This window comes from Kolteria novifilia, from assembly GCA_007748055.1.
In the GTDB taxonomy this organism is placed as follows: Bacteria; Planctomycetota; Planctomycetia; order Kolteriales; family Kolteriaceae; genus Kolteria; species Kolteria novifilia.
In genome coordinates this window covers 4,562,560-4,578,164 of sequence record CP036279.1, presented here as the reverse complement: position 1 = coordinate 4,578,164, position 15,605 = coordinate 4,562,560, and the positions used below count along the sequence as shown (strand labels likewise).

The 15,605-nt window shown below is 58.7% G+C and carries 13 protein-coding genes; 9 read left to right on the top strand and 4 right to left on the bottom strand.

Features of this window, described 5'->3' with window-relative positions:
• Positions 1-108: 108 nt before the first annotated feature.
• From Pan216_RS16795 to Pan216_RS16775, 5 genes are all read left to right on the top strand, one after another.
• Positions 109-1,320 (top strand): ATP-binding protein, encoded by a 1,212-nt coding sequence (locus Pan216_RS16795; RefSeq protein WP_145259562.1) that lies wholly within the window; start codon positions 109-111, stop codon positions 1,318-1,320.
• Between the two features lie 160 nt (positions 1,321-1,480).
• Positions 1,481-2,155: a methylthioribulose 1-phosphate dehydratase gene (gene mtnB, locus Pan216_RS16790; RefSeq protein WP_419192635.1), complete on the top strand. Its 675-nt coding sequence runs from the start codon at positions 1,481-1,483 to the stop codon at positions 2,153-2,155.
• Positions 2,156-2,168: 13 nt separating this feature from the next.
• Positions 2,169-2,753 (top strand): 1,2-dihydroxy-3-keto-5-methylthiopentene dioxygenase, encoded by a 585-nt coding sequence (locus tag Pan216_RS16785; protein WP_145259560.1) that lies wholly within the window; start codon positions 2,169-2,171, stop codon positions 2,751-2,753.
• Complete coding sequence (mtnC, locus tag Pan216_RS16780) at positions 2,750-3,490, top strand: acireductone synthase (RefSeq protein WP_145259558.1); 741 nt, start codon at positions 2,750-2,752, stop codon at positions 3,488-3,490. Before Pan216_RS16785 ends, mtnC begins: the two co-directional genes overlap by 4 nt.
• Before the next feature lie 295 nt (positions 3,491-3,785).
• Positions 3,786-4,808, top strand: a complete 1,023-nt coding sequence (locus tag Pan216_RS16775; RefSeq protein ID WP_145259556.1) for a DUF1559 domain-containing protein — start codon at positions 3,786-3,788, stop codon at positions 4,806-4,808.
• A gap of 153 nt (positions 4,809-4,961) precedes the next feature.
• Here Pan216_RS16775 and Pan216_RS16770 read toward each other — a convergent pair whose 3' ends face one another.
• Positions 4,962-5,741: a DUF5610 domain-containing protein gene (locus tag Pan216_RS16770; RefSeq protein ID WP_145259555.1), complete on the bottom strand. Its 780-nt coding sequence runs from the start codon at positions 5,739-5,741 to the stop codon at positions 4,962-4,964.
• Positions 5,742-6,003: 262 nt separating this feature from the next.
• Between Pan216_RS16770 and Pan216_RS16765 the strand changes: the two genes are divergently transcribed.
• Positions 6,004-6,768 (top strand): glycosyltransferase, encoded by a 765-nt coding sequence (locus Pan216_RS16765; protein WP_145259553.1) that lies wholly within the window; start codon positions 6,004-6,006, stop codon positions 6,766-6,768.
• Between the two features lie 565 nt (positions 6,769-7,333).
• Here Pan216_RS16765 and Pan216_RS16760 read toward each other — a convergent pair.
• From Pan216_RS16760 to Pan216_RS16750, 3 genes are all read right to left on the bottom strand, one after another.
• Positions 7,334-8,374 carry a hypothetical protein gene (locus Pan216_RS16760; protein WP_419192634.1) on the bottom strand — a complete coding sequence of 347 codons (1,041 nt, stop codon included), beginning with the start codon at positions 8,372-8,374 and terminating at the stop codon, positions 7,334-7,336.
• 1,359 nt (positions 8,375-9,733) lie between these two features.
• Complete coding sequence (locus Pan216_RS16755) at positions 9,734-10,915, bottom strand: hypothetical protein (protein WP_145259549.1); 1,182 nt, start codon at positions 10,913-10,915, stop codon at positions 9,734-9,736.
• 38 nt (positions 10,916-10,953) lie between these two features.
• Complete coding sequence (locus Pan216_RS16750) at positions 10,954-11,811, bottom strand: DUF1559 family PulG-like putative transporter (protein WP_419193686.1); 858 nt, start codon at positions 11,809-11,811, stop codon at positions 10,954-10,956.
• 423 nt (positions 11,812-12,234) lie between these two features.
• Here Pan216_RS16750 and Pan216_RS16745 point away from each other — a divergent pair, with 423 nt between their 5' ends.
• The 3 genes from Pan216_RS16745 to Pan216_RS16735 all read left to right on the top strand — a co-directional run bounded on the left by Pan216_RS16745 (position 12,235) and on the right by Pan216_RS16735 (position 15,596).
• Positions 12,235-12,465, top strand: coding sequence for a hypothetical protein (locus Pan216_RS16745; RefSeq protein WP_145259545.1), 231 nt, complete (start codon positions 12,235-12,237; stop codon positions 12,463-12,465).
• 380 nt (positions 12,466-12,845) lie between these two features.
• Positions 12,846-14,333 carry a carbohydrate porin gene (locus Pan216_RS16740; protein WP_145259543.1) on the top strand — a complete coding sequence of 496 codons (1,488 nt, stop codon included), beginning with the start codon at positions 12,846-12,848 and terminating at the stop codon, positions 14,331-14,333.
• A 594-nt stretch (positions 14,334-14,927) separates the two neighbouring features.
• Entirely contained in the window at positions 14,928-15,596 is a 669-nt protein-coding gene (locus Pan216_RS16735; RefSeq protein ID WP_145259541.1) for a cysteine hydrolase family protein, read from the top strand.
• Positions 15,597-15,605 lie beyond the last annotated feature (9 nt).

Sequence of the window (15,605 nt, the reverse complement as noted above, 5' to 3'; positions counted from 1 at the left end):
TCGCTGGCTTTCCAGCTAGCATGAATCGCGAACACCCGACCGCGCTTGATCTGGACGCATGCAATAGGCGGGGGGCCCCTCTTGCAATCCACCAGCGAGGAAGCGATCTTGGCGACGAGTAAGGATACCTTCGACCTAGCTTCCACGGTTGAGGCAAGTTTTGTCCGACTTCGGATGCCTAGTCGTGTCGATTTGATCGAACCCATGGGACGGTTCCTGTCCGAGACGGCCGTCAACAATGGGTTTTGCGACGAGAAGGGCGTCTACAAGGTGTCGCTCGCCCTCCACGAGGCGCTAACCAACGCCGTCATCCACGGTAATCTCGAGATCACCTCCGACCTCAAGGAACTCGGCGGCACCGTCTTCGCCGAGACGCTCGCCCAACGCTCCAACGATCCGGAATACTGCGATCGCGAGGTCGAGATCGTCGTGGACTACGATGGTCAGCGGGCCCGTTGGTCGATCACCGATCACGGCAACGGTTTCGATGCCCACGCGGTTATCGCGCGCGAGACGCAAGAGGGTCTTGCCGAGGATCCCGAAGAGGCTATCTGCTGTAGCGGCCGCGGAATCCTGATGATGCGTTCGTTCATGGATGATGTCGACTACGAACTCGGCGGTCGACGCTGCATCCTGACGCTCAATAGCGACTCCCAACGCGATCAACGCTCGATCGAACGCTTGCCCGCCGAACGGCAAGTCCGGGTCATTCCCGTCTCCGACGACGGTTCGCCCGATTGGGAGTCGGCCTTCACGGCGATGGCGCATCACCTCTCGAAGGATCTCGTCTCGATCGTCCAGCCGCAGCTCGTTCCACCGGGGCGAATCCTGATCGAGGTGGCCGACCAAGGCGAACTGATCTACCTCCCCGCCGAAATCAACGATCACGAACCCAGCGAAGAGGGAATGATCCACTTCGGGTGCTGCGAGGCGACCTTCAGCTTCACGAATGCCGAACAGCCCCACGGGGCCAACGAGCCTCTTCAAGACGTGGTTGGCGCGATCGACCGCGTCATCACCGGCGGGCAAACGCATCCCATGCCCTCCGATCCTCGACGCGATGATCAACGCTTCGTCTACACCGACCGCGTCGGCATCGTCGAGGAGAAGCTGGGGACGATGAACTACTACTTCGCCCGCGATCTCTCTCACAGCGGGATCGCGTTTATCAGTACCAAACCCTTCTGTGCCGACGACATCACGGTTCAGTTGACTCGCGACCGCGGTCGCCAGATCTCTCTGCGCGCTCGCATCGTCCGCTGCCGCCGTATTTTGGGCGGCTTTTATGACATCGGAGCGAGGTTCACCGGTCTCGGCTGACGCTTTGAGCTCCTTTGTTTTGGCGTGATGTCCCTGTCCTGATAAACTCTTCAAGTGATTATTGGACGACTTGAGTCGCGGATGCCCAGCCGGTCTCGCCGGGGGCAATTCTTCGAGCGTCCGTGACACGATTGACTAAGTGACAGGGGAGAAAGCACGCGTGAGTCAGACCACCACCGTCATGGCGTCCGAGTTGGACGGAGAGGCGCAGCGACTGGCGCTGGCCGAGATCGGACAGCAGTTTCACGCCCGGACGTGGTCGGTCGGCACCAGCAGCAACTACAGCGTGGTTCTCGATCGCGATCCTCTCCGACTCTTGATCACCGCCAGTGGCAAGGACAAAGGCAATCTCGGGATCGACGACTTTGTCATCGTTGACGAGTCGGGGCAGGCGACGACCCCGACGCAGCCCAAGCCCTCGGCCGAGACCTTGCTGCACACGATGATCGCCTCCCAATTGGGGGCGGGGGCGGTCCTGCACACGCATTCGGTATGGGCGACGCTCCTCTCGGATCTCTTCGCGGAAGAAGGAGCCGTCATGATCGAGGGCTACGAGATGCTCAAAGGGCTCGAGGGAATCAAGACCCACGAGCACCGCGAGCGGATCGCCATCGTGGAAAACTCCCAAGACATGCGCACGCTCTCCGAAGAACTTAGCCAGCGGCTTCGCGAGGGTGACGAGACCCTTCGCTACGGGTTCATCCTTCGCCGACACGGTCTATACACGTGGGGGAAGGATCTCTTCGCCGCCCGTCGGCATGTGGAAATCCTAGAGTTCTTGTTCGAGGCGGTGGGACGACGGCTGAGCTTGTCCTTGCCGTCGACTGTTTCCTGAGGAGTCCTACGTCATGGCGAAAATTACGATTCCCGATGAGAATCGGGTGCTGATCGATGATGAGGAGATCAGCAAGTTCCTCAGTCCGTTGGGGCTCTGGCACGAGCGTTGGCCGCTCGCCGAACGCGTCGATCCCGACGCGAGTTCAGAGGAGATCCTCAAGGCGTACGAGCCGGAGATCGAGACCCTCAAGCGGAAGGGGGGCTTCGTCACCGCCGACGTGATCAACGTCACCCCCGAGACGCCTGGCCTCGACGCGATGCTGACCAAGTTCGCCAAGGAACACACCCATTCCGAGGACGAAGTCCGCTTCATCCTCAAGGGCAAGGGGGTCTTCCACCTCAACCTCGACGACGCGCCGGTCTTTGAAATCGAAGTCACCGCCGGCGACATGATCAACGTCCCAACCGGCACTCGGCACTGGTTCAACCTCTGTCGCGAAAAGACGATTCGGGCCATTCGCCTCTTCGAGGATCCGTCCGGATGGACGCCGCAATACATCGAAGAGGGGGTCGACCACAAGTACCCGCCCCTGTGTTGGGGGCCGTCCTACCTTCCGCCCGGAGAAGAGGCGATCGACCTCGCGGTCAAGCCATGATCGAGTGTTCCGTCAACGGGATCTTGCTCGACGTCGAGGGGACGACTTCCTCGATCGGCTATGTCTACGACGTCATGTTCCCCTTCGTTCGCGAGCATCTGGCCGAGTTCCTCAAGCAGGAGTGGGACCGGCCCGCGCTGATGGGGGCCTGCCAGCAGATCGCTCATGATGCCGGTGCCGGGTCGTTGGCACAGTGGTGCGGCGGCAATCTCGAGCCTTCGCACGTCCAGCAACTCGTCCACGACGAAGTGATCCGGCTCATGGATGGGGATGTCAAGGCGACCGGGCTGAAGCAGCTTCAGGGATTGGTCTGGCGACTCGGCTACGACCGCGGGCAACTAAAGTCGCATGTCTTCGAGGATGTTCCCGTCGCGCTCAAACGATGGGCGAAGGATGGGCTCAATGTCCGGATCTATTCCTCGGGGAGCGTGACCGCTCAGCGGCTCTTCTTCGGTCACACCGACGCGGGCGATTTGTTGGTCTACCTGCGGGGTCACTACGACACCACGACCGGCCCCAAGAAAGAGGCGACTAGCTATGCGAAAATCGCTCAGGAAATGCGATACTCGCCGGAGGAGATTCTCTTTCTCAGCGATGTCGTGGCGGAACTCGACGCGGCCCGCGCCGCGGGCATGAAGACCGCGCTGGTCGTCCGCTTGGGCAACAAGCCAATCGAGCCGGGGCATGAGCATCCGACGATTGAATCGTTCGATGATCTCGTGGTCACGCGCGGCTAAAATCTCCCCATTGCCTTTCCTTCGGAGTCGCGTCCGGCAAGTTTTTTGACGGCGCGATCGCCGAGCACCTTCTCCTGTCTCTTTGCGCTCTAGTTCCGTAACTGCTTGGTGGGACGTCGGTTACAATTCGTCCAGTCGCTTGGGTCTCCAGTGAGATTGAGACGGCGTCGCGAATTGTTGTGGGTGCGGCTTTGCCACCGGGATTCAATCTCACTACGTATCTGTAGCGGTGACTTTTTGTTCGCCGGTCCCTGCCACTGACTTTGTTCCTAGCGATGTCGTCTTGAGGCTAGCCATGGTTTCGTCTCCCTCCCGTCGTGCATTCACTCTCGTCGAATTGCTCGTGGTCATCGCCATCATTGGTGTCCTGGTGGGGCTCTTGCTCCCGGCCATTCAGCAGGCTCGCGAGGCTGCCCGAAGAAGCCAGTGTGCCAGCAACATGCGGCAGCTCGGGTTCGCCCTGCACAACTACATTGAGGCGTTCAATGTGCTGCCTCCCTCAAGCGTCGTGACCTATCAGGGTGGGGCACCCGTCTTTGGAGGATGGAGCATTCACGCGCGGTTGATGCCCTATCTCGACGGTGTTCAGCACTACGACCGAATCAACTTCGATCACTCCTACGATCACGCGAGCAACACGACCGCTTCCGCGGTGCTCATTGGTTTGTTTGGCTGTCCCAGTGATCCCAAGTCGTCGCAGAAGACGACCCACTTTGGCGTCGAGCTTGGCGGGGTCAACTACGGATGGACGATGGGCGACTGGTACGTCTTTGGCGGCGTGAATCCAAGCACGATGCTGAGCCAAAAGCCGCGATCGGCCTTCTTTCCCAACAGTAGCGTGCGCCTCGCCGGAATGATCGACGGCAGCAGCAAGACGATGGTAGCCGGTGAAGTTCTGATGCAGCAAAAGTACAATCGCGATTGCGGAGGACTCAGTTCCGTGACCGATCCGGCGTCGATTCCCACGACGAACGCCGATCCTTCGACAATCGGCGAGTATTCCTCGGGATGCACGCTCAAGACCAGTGGGCACACCGAATGGGTGGATGGCCACGTCCACCAGACGGGGATGACGACAGCGTGGCCTCCAAACTTCGTCACCGTTGACGGCAGCGACAACGATGTCGACTTGTCGGGGAGTCGCGAGAAGGACGGCGAACCAACCTTCGCCGGGGTGAACGCTCGAAGCTATCACCCTGGTGGTGTTCACGTCCTCCTTGGGGACGGGGCCGTCAAGTTCGTCGGCGACTCGATCGACGGAACGGTGTGGCGCGGGATCGGGACCATCGCGGGCAACGAGATCACCAACGGCTTCTAGTCGCGCTCCGTGGGAGGCGCTTTCGGGGCCGGGCGTCGATGCCCTTGTTCGTCGACCAAATCGGTTCGTTTTCGGTCCAGATTTGTCGAAAATGCGCTCGATCTTGACAAAAAACGGTTCGTTTTTGTCCGAAATTGGGCCAAATCGGACCGATCAGGCGGCGGAATCGAGCCCGGTGACGAAATCGGCGAAACGTTCGTCGATCAGGCTGCGGGTTTGACCCAACTCGTTGGTGGTCTCCTCGGGAAGCTCGCCGAGGATCCCCAGGGCGCTCTGAAAGCCCTCCTCGATCGCGGGCAGGATGTAGTCCGCGAAACGCTGACGTGACTCCTCGGAATTCTCCGACGCCGCGGTCCCTCCTTCGAAGAACCCGAATCCACCCAGAGCGAAATCGGTGATCCGGTTCGCGGTGTTTTCCGGCGAGAAGAACTCGCTGAGCAAGTCGGACGGTTCGCCATCGCCGAGGAACTGCTCGAACTGCCCCCGAACGTCCTCCGGAAGTCCCGCGAGCAGTTCGTCGAGCAGCCCGCCCCCACTTTCCTGGTTGGCTCCGCTGCCGTAAGCGACGCCGAGCACCGAACGCTGAATCTCCACGTTGAGCTGGACGAGGAAATCGCCCTGTTGGAAGGTCGCGTTGAGGCTCAGTTGTTCGGAAAAGCCCTCGGCGCGAAACCCAGGTCCACTCGCTTGAAACGAGGTCCGGCTCGCCTCGACCGAGAATTCGAGCGATCGTAGTTCACTCTGGCTCGGGACGGAAGCGGGCGACGCGGCCAGCGGGTTCTCCGATAGCTCGATCACGTCACGAATCGAATTCGAGGTCGGATCCTCTTTCTCGGGAGTCTCTTGGGTAGGGGCGGAGCCCCTCGCGTTGCGGAGATCGCGCACCGAGGTCAAAAGATCGCTCAAGCCGCCCAGGGACGAGATGTCGGTCATGGGAGGAGTCTCTCCGTGGTCGCACGCCGGCGCCAGGTCCATTGGTTGTTTCGTGCCACGCGGCCGGTGAACAGAATCCGTCCGTGTTGGAATCTTAGCTCACGAATCGACGAGCAACCCGGGAACTTGTCCGACGATGGTCTGGCTCCAGTTTCTCTAGAGTCGATCCACTTCGTCGATCGAGCTCTTGCGAGGGGACTCCGATCGCGATAAACCCTTTTGAGGAAAGAGGAAAGCGTGTTCACGCGGGGCAGGGGCTCGAATGTCAACGCTACCGTCGCTCAACGATGATTTCGAGGATGGGGCCGGCGAAAAGCGGCTTGCCTCGCCCACGCTCGCGGTCATCCTGCCTGTCTTGAACGAGGAAGTGGCCCTGCGCGGCGTGCTCGAATCCCTCCTGAGGCAGTCCCAACCCGCCGATCGGATCGTCGTTGTCGACGGCGGTTCAAGCGATGCGACCCTCGACGTTGCTCGGGCCATGGGAGCAACCCTTCTCGAAGCTCCCCGGCGGGGACGCGGTTGTCAGATCGCCCATGCCGTTGGCCAGGTCCGCGAAGAGATCGTCCTCATCGCCCATGCCGACATGATCTTCCCCGAGCGAGCCATCGCGACCATTGTTCGGACCATGGCTCAATCGCCCGATGTCCCCGGCGGCTGTCTGGGCCACCGCTTCGACGATCGGCATCCGTTTCTGCGCGGCGTCGAGTGGTGGGACCATTGCCGAGCCAAGTACGCTCACATGAGCTACGGCGACCAGGCCCAGTTCTTTCGTCGCGAATCGATCGCCACCAGCGGTGGGTTTCCCGATCAGCCCTTGATGGAGGATGTCGAACTCTCCCGCCGACTGCGGCGTCTTGGCCGTCCGATCGTTCTTTCCATCCCGGTGACGGTCTCGGCGCGTCGACTTCGAGAGGTCGGTTTTCTCCGCGCCGTCTGGGGCAACGTTCAACTGCGTCGTCGCTATCGCGCCCAGGGGCTCGCCGCCTGTCAAGAGCTCTACGAACGCTACTATCACGCTGCCGAGTGACACAACATAGGCTTTGTTCGCGTCGCGGTTGGCAGTCCGTTGATTTGAGCGGGGCCAAGGCGAGAACGAGCCATGTTGGCCAAGATCAAGGAGAAGAAGTGCACGCGAATCCGTCGATTCGTCGAGGTTTTTCCAAGCCGAGATTGGTCAAAAGAGCCGTTCGCAGCCCGCAGCGAATAGATCCACGGGTTGCTAGGCTTTGTTGTTGCAGCCCTTCAGCCAGCAGGGAGGACCTTGACCCACCATCTCACTTAGTCGGCGAGTTCAAGGACGCTCCACGAATCATCGACACGAGCCACGTTGCCGCCTACTTCGCGTCGACACCATTAAAGGTCGCGGAAGGTGACAACCGGTCGACGAAATGGCCGCTCTCACCAATCGACTACAGGGAACGAAAGCATGGTGGGTCAAGACCCTCCCTACTTGGCTGCGGCGCATGCGGCAGGCATTGAGATAGATAGAATAGCTACCGTTTCCCTTGTCACGAAAGGTTTATATCAAACGAAGCGAACGCTTTGGGACACCGCACCCGACGCGGTACGAGACGTGGCCGCTTGCGATGTGATTATTTTGCGCGTCCGACGGCAAACACTTCGAGCTCGGCCATCCTCCCGTCCGAGTCTACAAGGGGAAGGATTGTCTCGGCGAAAGGCGACGACAATTCCGATTCGACGAGCGACACTTTGAGCTGTTGTTCCCGTTCCTCACCCATCCAGTCGAGTTGGAGCCAGGCCGGCGGGCCTGCGTCTGCCACGATCCTCCAGCCACAAGGAGGATCCCTAAACACCACGATGTCTTGCAGTCGATTCGGAGCTGTCAATTGAACTGTAGACGGAGACAGCCTGGCTGGTCTCGGTAGAATATGCACGGCACCAACATTCAGTTCCGAATCATCGTTGAAGCGGGCGTAGAGACGGCCGATCCCAAGTTGAGGAGCAACACCAGACGCCCAGTCAAATCCGATGACATACACACGCACATCGCCTTGCTCGCTACTCCCGGTCCTCTTAACTTCGGTAATATGGGGCGCCACATAGTCAGTATCGCATCGAATGCCAACGCACCACTCTTCGGACCCTGGAGGCTCAACGGTATGCATGAGCATCTTCGACTCCGCCTTGAGGTCATTGCCTATTCGAACGACTATCTCTTCGTTTCGGCGCGAGAGGACCGATGGAATCTTTGTTCGTGACCTGAGCTCGACCGGAATAACGAGTGGAGAGCCCTTTCCAGTGTGATGGACTTCCATCCTCTGGCGCGATACGCCAAACTCTGGCATGTTCGCCGATACGGCAAACTCAATGGTTTCCTTGCTACGTACAATTGCTCCTTCAATGTCGGTTTCACTGACGCAACTACATGTAGTGGTCACTCCAGTAATGCGAACACTCCTTTTTGAGTGGTTTCTGAGTGAGAAATGGAGCCTGTTTTCCCCCACACTGGAGTGGCTTCCGTCCATTCTACCGACAGCTGGAGTAGATGACAGGCTCCCAATATCCGTCGGAACAGGCTCACTCACTTTTGCCCACAGCACAACACCGACAGGTACCCCAAGAACGGGGATCAGTGCAACACAGTACAACGTGATTGGTGTACGTGACCTCATCGGACTCTTCTCCCGTCTAAAACGGTAGTCAATTTCCTTGCGACCAACAACGCTGTCCAAGCGAACGACGCAATCGCCACCACTGCGAGTCCCAGGCGCCATCGGCTCTGGTGCCTCAGGATCGCGATGCTCCTCGCAGGAGGATTCTCTACTAGCAACGCCGTGCCATCCCAGATTGCTTCCCTCTTTTCTCGAGAGATCGTGAATGGAGGATCCGGGAAATCGACGACCAGCCACCGCTCCTGGACGCGACCCAAGTACACGATGAAGTGATCTGGGTGAACTAGGTCGAGATCCGTCCGGATATGGAGAATCGCCGTACAGGGAAGTGCGTCCACGTCCTTCGGAAATGACCATAGGGTTGTGACGCACCCGGCCGCTTCTGCTGCGCGACTTAGATCCGTGAACGACAATGGCGGTGAAGAGTCAATAAGTTCGAGCGCGCCCTCCTCCGGTCGATTGAGCCAGTTGAGGGCGATGCCCAACGAGTGAACCCCACACCATGGTCCTTCTGTTGAAATGCTGGTCCTCGTGTCGATCAAAGGATCAATTCCTACGAGTGTACATCCCAGGAGTATCACTACCATTCAACCATCCGATTCGAAAGTACTGGTGCTGTAAGGACAAGACACTCCGGCCGCCAACCAACACATCGTTCTAAGGGTGAAGGGAAACCGAGACTCAGGACAACTCGGAATCCTTGGGGGTTGTGATCAAGCCTGCTGAGCGAACAGAAAAAGCTTCGACGCAATCGATCGTTGGAGACGTCATCGCTCTGTGTTTAGGTACCCCCTCAAAGGGACCTTCGCGATCCGAAATGCCGGTCGATCCTGATCACGTATCACCAGAAGTTGGTACATGAGCCGCTAACTGGCGCGGATTCCGTCACTGAATTGTACAGGTTGAACGTGCAGCCTCCGGACACCAAACCAGACCCGAGGCACAGGTAGTTCAGTATCCAGTTGGGGTCGCTGCAAATTGGATCGGTCCCCGGTTCGGGGCAGTTGTGAAAGGGATGGAACTTCATTTCGCCGGTACAGGTAATTACTGCCCCGTCTTCCGCGCAAGTCATGTAGAAAGTGCCATGAAACTTGGCACAGGTCTTTCCCGTGATGCTGTCTTCGCACCATGCATTCATGCCGTACTCGTAAACTCCTTCGACTTCTCTGTATACATTCCGGCAACGCCGACAGTTATCATCAGCGGCCTCCATGCACGCCATTGGAGCCGATCCGTTGAACGCAGACCATGAATGTCTGTCGATCTCACTGGGATGGTTCACTAATGAAATCACGCCAATGGACGACCAGACGAACAATCCCAGTGAGAGAACTGGAGGGCTAGCGACCCTTCTAAGCATTACAGAATCTCCTTGCGTCGTGTCCTCAGAGCTACAACGACAACGCCAATCAAGGCTGCCACTACCACAAGTACATAGGTGATCGACCAATAGCTGGTTGGAGTCGGTGCGGGGGTTACCTCCGCTCCTCGCGACTGGAGGAGTTCCCGTGCTTCACTAGTCGATTCGGCGATTCGGTTGCGCCAGTCGGCACTTGATCCTTTGAGGCCTTTGCTGGCACGTACGACTCCTTCTCGTACTACATTCCAGCCGTTTGGGATACTTGGGCGGAAATCGGAATCGGGAAGGTGCAGGTTCAGCTCAATGTCTTCAACAGCTACAACCGTGGCGATACTGGGATCGTGTCCACGCTGATACCGGAACGGAAGTACTAATGAACTTCCACGTTTCTGGTCTCGAACGGTGCGGAAGTCGACGTTACGATGAAAGTGCAGGAGTTTGGACGTCTTTGAGTTCCAAATCTGCCATTGAACAGGTATGTGATAGTGATCAACCGCGAGCCAGAGCTTGAGGTACGTCGAAGAACCACCTTGGTAGGCATTCTGAGCAGGTGATGGCATCGGTGCGTTTACGGTGACCTCAAGTGTTCTAATTCCGTCGAGCACATCTGTGTTCCCAATTGTCAACCGAGCGTCTGAGTGGCCAAGAAGTTCCGCCAGTGAGTACGATACCGATCTAGGTAGTAGGACGCCGATGGCGTGGAGATAGTTGCCACTTCCTTGCCCAATTGACACGTTGGTTGAAATGTTGGCGGATTTGATCTGATGGTGGAGATGCGTCGTTCCAGACGCCGAGAAATAGTCCTGCCGTGGCCCACTGATTGTAGTTGTGCCATCTGCCGCATGACGCTCTCTTGACGTCTTCAGATACATTGCATTAGGGCGCCATTTCATTTCGTAGCAATCGACGATGGTGTTGCCAGCAGCCTCGTGTCGAATCGCCAGTGTTCGTTCAAATCGTTGCGTAAACTTCTCCAAAGGTGTGCTGGGTGGGCGTTTCGAATAGCCGACAATGTGCTCGGGCCCGACAGGCTGCCTGTAGTGTTTCTTGAAGACTACGTGTATTGTCTCGACTCTTTGTGCGAGGGAGGCTAGGTCGTTCGCAATGATGGATTGCGGGGAGGGAGGGCGGTCATTGACAAGGCATGGTAGAGCCGAGATTGCGATGAAGATGTGAGTCATGTTGGGTTCTCCAGCTTTGGGAGGACGGTTGCTGACCGCTAGAGGTCGTCGCTTCCCGCCGCGGATCCAATTGCATGCCAAACTGATTGAGCAATAGCATTTCCGATAAACTTAGAGTGGCCGTCCCCAAATGCCACGTGAACACCGTTGGCAGCATGGTTGCTCCTCGCGGAGATGATTCCCGCATCGACAACCGGTAGTGTACAGTCCTGCATACGCGAATTCGGGGGAAGAAGGTGGACATATGTTAGAGCTATTGCACGGGCGTCGGCCCAGGAATGGCCTAGGTCTGTGCGTTCGCTTGGGTGCGCTGATAGAGGTCGTTGTAGGCAAATGACTACCCAGTTCTCATTGGAGGTATCACGGAGTACTTCGGCATTTCGTCGCCGATCCGGTCCGTAGTGAGTCCCTACTAGGCGTTCGGAAAGAAACGCGGTATTGGTCAGACCGTCGAGCACATCCGCCGACCGTAGACAGCGATACCCTGAGAACGGACCCAATAGCTCGTCTGGAGAAGGGCGAGCCGGCCAGATCCCTGCGTTGAATCGATAGCTAGCAGCCGCGGAACGTGCTAACGCGTCGGAGGGACAATGGAGGAGGGGAATGTTTCCATATGCCAGGCGCGGGAGGCCAAAGGCTGTCGGCTGACTCGCCATCATTTGAGGCTGACGAACGCCGAGACCCAAGTGAGGGAGCAGTTGCTCGTAGGGGGAGATGCATTCCCATCGGCCGTTGCCGATCGATGGTGCGACAATCCCACACCAGGCGTTGGGGAAGGTACCGTTCGTCTGTTCGAAATTGTGAAGTGCAACGCCAATCTGGCGAAGACTGTTGCAACACTGGATGCGGCGACCTGCTTCTCGCGCTACCTGAACGGCCGGCAGCAAGAGCGCCATCAATATGGAGATTCCCGCAATGACAACGAGCAATTCAACGATCGTCGTTCCCCGTCGGGCAATCGACTTCATACCACCCCCTGTTGTGCCTTCACGGGTGTAGGCACGGTTTCACAGTATTCGTTAGGAACTCTATTGGGGGGCTGGCTGGCGAGAATGTTGCGAGCTGGCGGATGTTCGGCGTCGAGTGTTCACGTTGCCGTGCGAAATAGTATATCGGATGCAGCAAATGGTGTCGAGCGGAACGATTGCATTTCGTCTGTGTGCCTCACGAACGGGGCGAGAGCTTGGTTGGCGATTGAGTGGCTTGCTAGGTGGGCGTTTGCGTCTGCACTTTAGGCGAACGGATCACAACGGCGGGTTGATGTAGGCACCAAAAAGGCCCTCGTGGAGAATGGAGGTTCCAATAACGGTCCAAGATGTGTGCGTCGGCTTTCGCCTGCCCATCTGTACGACCGCGAGATCGACGTCGAAGCGCTCAAGTCCCGCTACGCGTGTAAATTTCGCACCACGCACGAACTCGCCCTGGATCTTTGCCGGCAATTCATGAGCAGGTTTCGGGTACTCGGTTCGCTCACCCGCATCGTGGTTGTCTTCGACGGCGCTTACGCGGCCAAGGCGCTGGTTCGTCCGTCGTTTTCGTCGGGCCGCTGATGAAATCTCAACGATTTCACCAGCAGGATACGCCGCTTTATTCCTTCAACCACCCCACAACATTCGGGTATATCTCGCCGGGGGGCGGAGAGATCCTTTGGGCATATTCCATGGAAAAGACGGGCACATTCGGCAAAGTCGACGAGGTTTACCGGTTCGACCTGGCGATTTGGAATGAAGCGCTGAATCGTGCGTCGCTGGAGAACCGACGAATAGGAGGGCGGCGGACTCCACCCACACCTTGTTCCTCACCCCGATCGTACCGCCTCCAAACGACCCAGTGCCCTATTGGCGACAACCCGGTGAGTCGCACCTTGTCGTTCGCGGTGCGGATATTTTTCTCGTCACTGGACGATCTCTCTTGAGAAGCAAGCGTGGCCATGAACGACAGCGAACACCACTATCGAGATCGAGCCGCCATCGCGCTGCTGTTGCTCGGCGTCCTCTCCACGACCCCGCTTGCGCATGGCCAATCGTCCGCGCCCGCCACGCTTGGTGACGACGACGCTTGGATGGAAGTCGATGCGAGTGACGGGACAGGCTCGCTGTCGGCGAGGGTTCCGCCGACGATGCTCGACCCGGGTAACGATTCGTTCGCCGATCAGGGGATGTCGTCGAGTCTCGCCCCCTACACCAACGGGATGCCCGATCGCAGCGACGCCGCGCCGAGCAGTAGCATCCCCAGTGGCAATCCCGCGGCGACCGATCTCTTGGTCGGGACCGGGTGGCTTGGCGAAACCCTAGGCGTCAACCGCAACGGCTTTCGTCTGGCTGGTCTCAACATCACCGACGTCAACGCGCAGTTCACCGGCGGCAACCAACCAGGGGAGTGGACCGGAGACAACCTCTTGCTGCTCGGGGCCTCGTTGCATCTCGAGGAGGCCATTGGTTGGAAGGGGGGACGGGTCGGGATGGAGTTCCTCTACTACAGCGGAGGAGACATCAACGACAACGCCGGAACGATCATGGGGTACAACTCCCTCGATGCCGCTCCGCCACGGACCCGAACCGAGATCTATACGCTCTGGTTTCGGCAGAAGCTCTTGCGCGACAAGTTCGTGGTCCATCTCGGCAAGTTGGTGCCGAGCTACGACTTCAACAACGTCAGCCGCGCCATTCCGAATCTACCCGAGGCGTACAGTGTCCCGTCAATCACCAGTTCGATCATCACGCCCCTGTACCTCAACCCGACGATGCTCGGCGTGATGCCTGGCTACTACAACTCCGCGAGCGGCGTCATGGCGGCCTTCAAACCGCGCCCGGATCTCTACGCCCAATACGGTTTCTACGACGGCAACCTGGCGGCGGGACGCCAGACGGGACTCGAGGGGCCGCACTTCAACGGCTACTACTTCCACATCGCCGAAGTGGGCGGCAATTGGAATGTCGGCCGAAAGCGATTCCCGGGACAGGCAGGCGCCGGTTACTGGCGACAGACGGGTGTCCTCGCGGCCGCTTCCGGAGATGTCCAGGGAGCCGAAGGCGCTTACCTCTTCGCTTCGCAGCGTATCTCCTACGAGGATGAGGGAGTGATCCACGATGGGGCGATCGTTTGGCTCCAGCTCGCGGCGACCAACTCCGAGTTCATCGACACCCACCGGATGGCGGGCGCGGGGATTAGCTACTACGGGCCCTTCGGCAAGCGGCACAACGACTCGATCGGCTTCGCGTTCGCCTACGGACGGATGAACAACAACCCCGCCGCGAATCTCGGCCGCCAAGAGACGATCTACTCTTGGTACTACCAATACCAAGTTCGCAAGGGGATCTATCTCCAGCCGAACTGGACGTACATCTCCACGCCCGCCCAAAGTCGTGGACTCGACGACGTCTTCGCGCTCACCATGCGGGCAATCCTTCTCTTTTAGCGATCGCGCGAGTATCGTTCGCTTCTCTCTGGCCGGACGACGGGTGCCGTGCCCACTCGTCAGAGTGGGCATGCGGAGAAGAACTCGATTCCTACCCTCCTCCCGCAAGGCTGACCGTCGCCACGAGTTGGTGTCAATGAAACGACATCATCTGAACCACGGTTGGGCCGCTGGGGTTGGAACAACGTCAAGCGGCTGGTGGCACGACGAAACCCTTTGCGAGAAAATTTCGCTCGGAATGGATTTTCCCAGTGGAGGTCGCCCGGCGATTGACGTATCGCTTGGAGGGACGCGCGGTGCGGGTTCGCGTCGATGAAGGGAGACGCGGGCATCGCCCCCCGGCCAAGGAGCACGTTGCTCCGACCGATCGCCTCCGGGTCTTGATTTTCATCGCGGAGGATTGACCACGTCCCAGGTTCCGCTAACACGCCTAGCGGGTTCGCGTCGCGCCCCAACGTGAACGCCGCTCAGCTCTTAGCAGGCCATTGAACGACGCGTTCGCGGACGACATCGAATCGTTCGACGGTCCGTTCGACCGACCCTGAGGGCGAGGCGCCCGACGACTCATCTCTCTTCCCAGGAGGGCTCGAAGCCATGCCGACCATCCAAGCAACACCTTTCGCGTACGAGTTCGACATCGATCACATCGCGCTACTGTGCATCGACATGCAGCGCGACTTTTGCCTCAAGGGAGGATTCGCGGAGTCGCTCGGCAACGACATCAGTCTGCTCGAACCCTGCATTTCGGTCATCGCGAAGCTCCAAGCGGCTTTTCGCAAGGTCGGCATCCCCGTCATCCACACGAAGGAATGCCACAAGCCGGACCTCTCCGACTTGCCGGTGGCGAAACGCAACCGCGGCAACCCGAAGATCAAGATCGGCGACATGGGGCCGATGGGGCGCATCCTGATCGACGGCGAGGAGGGATCGGACTTCGTTCCGGAGAATGCTCCGCTCGAAGGGGAACTCGTCATCTCCAAGCCGGGCAAGGACTCGTTCTACGGCACGGATCTGCTGGACTACCTTCATCGTCGCAATATCTCCAATCTCGTCATCACCGGCGTCACGACCGACGTCTGCGTCCAGACGACGATGCGTTGTGCCAACGATCGCGGTTTTGACTGTTTGCTCATCGAGGATGGCACCGAGAGCTTCTTCCCCGAGTTCAAGGAGATGACCCTCAAGGCACTGGTCGCCCAGGGGGGAATCGTCGGTTGGACCTGCAAGTCCAACGTCGTGCTTGAACTCCTCGAGTCGCTCTAGCAGGTGTTC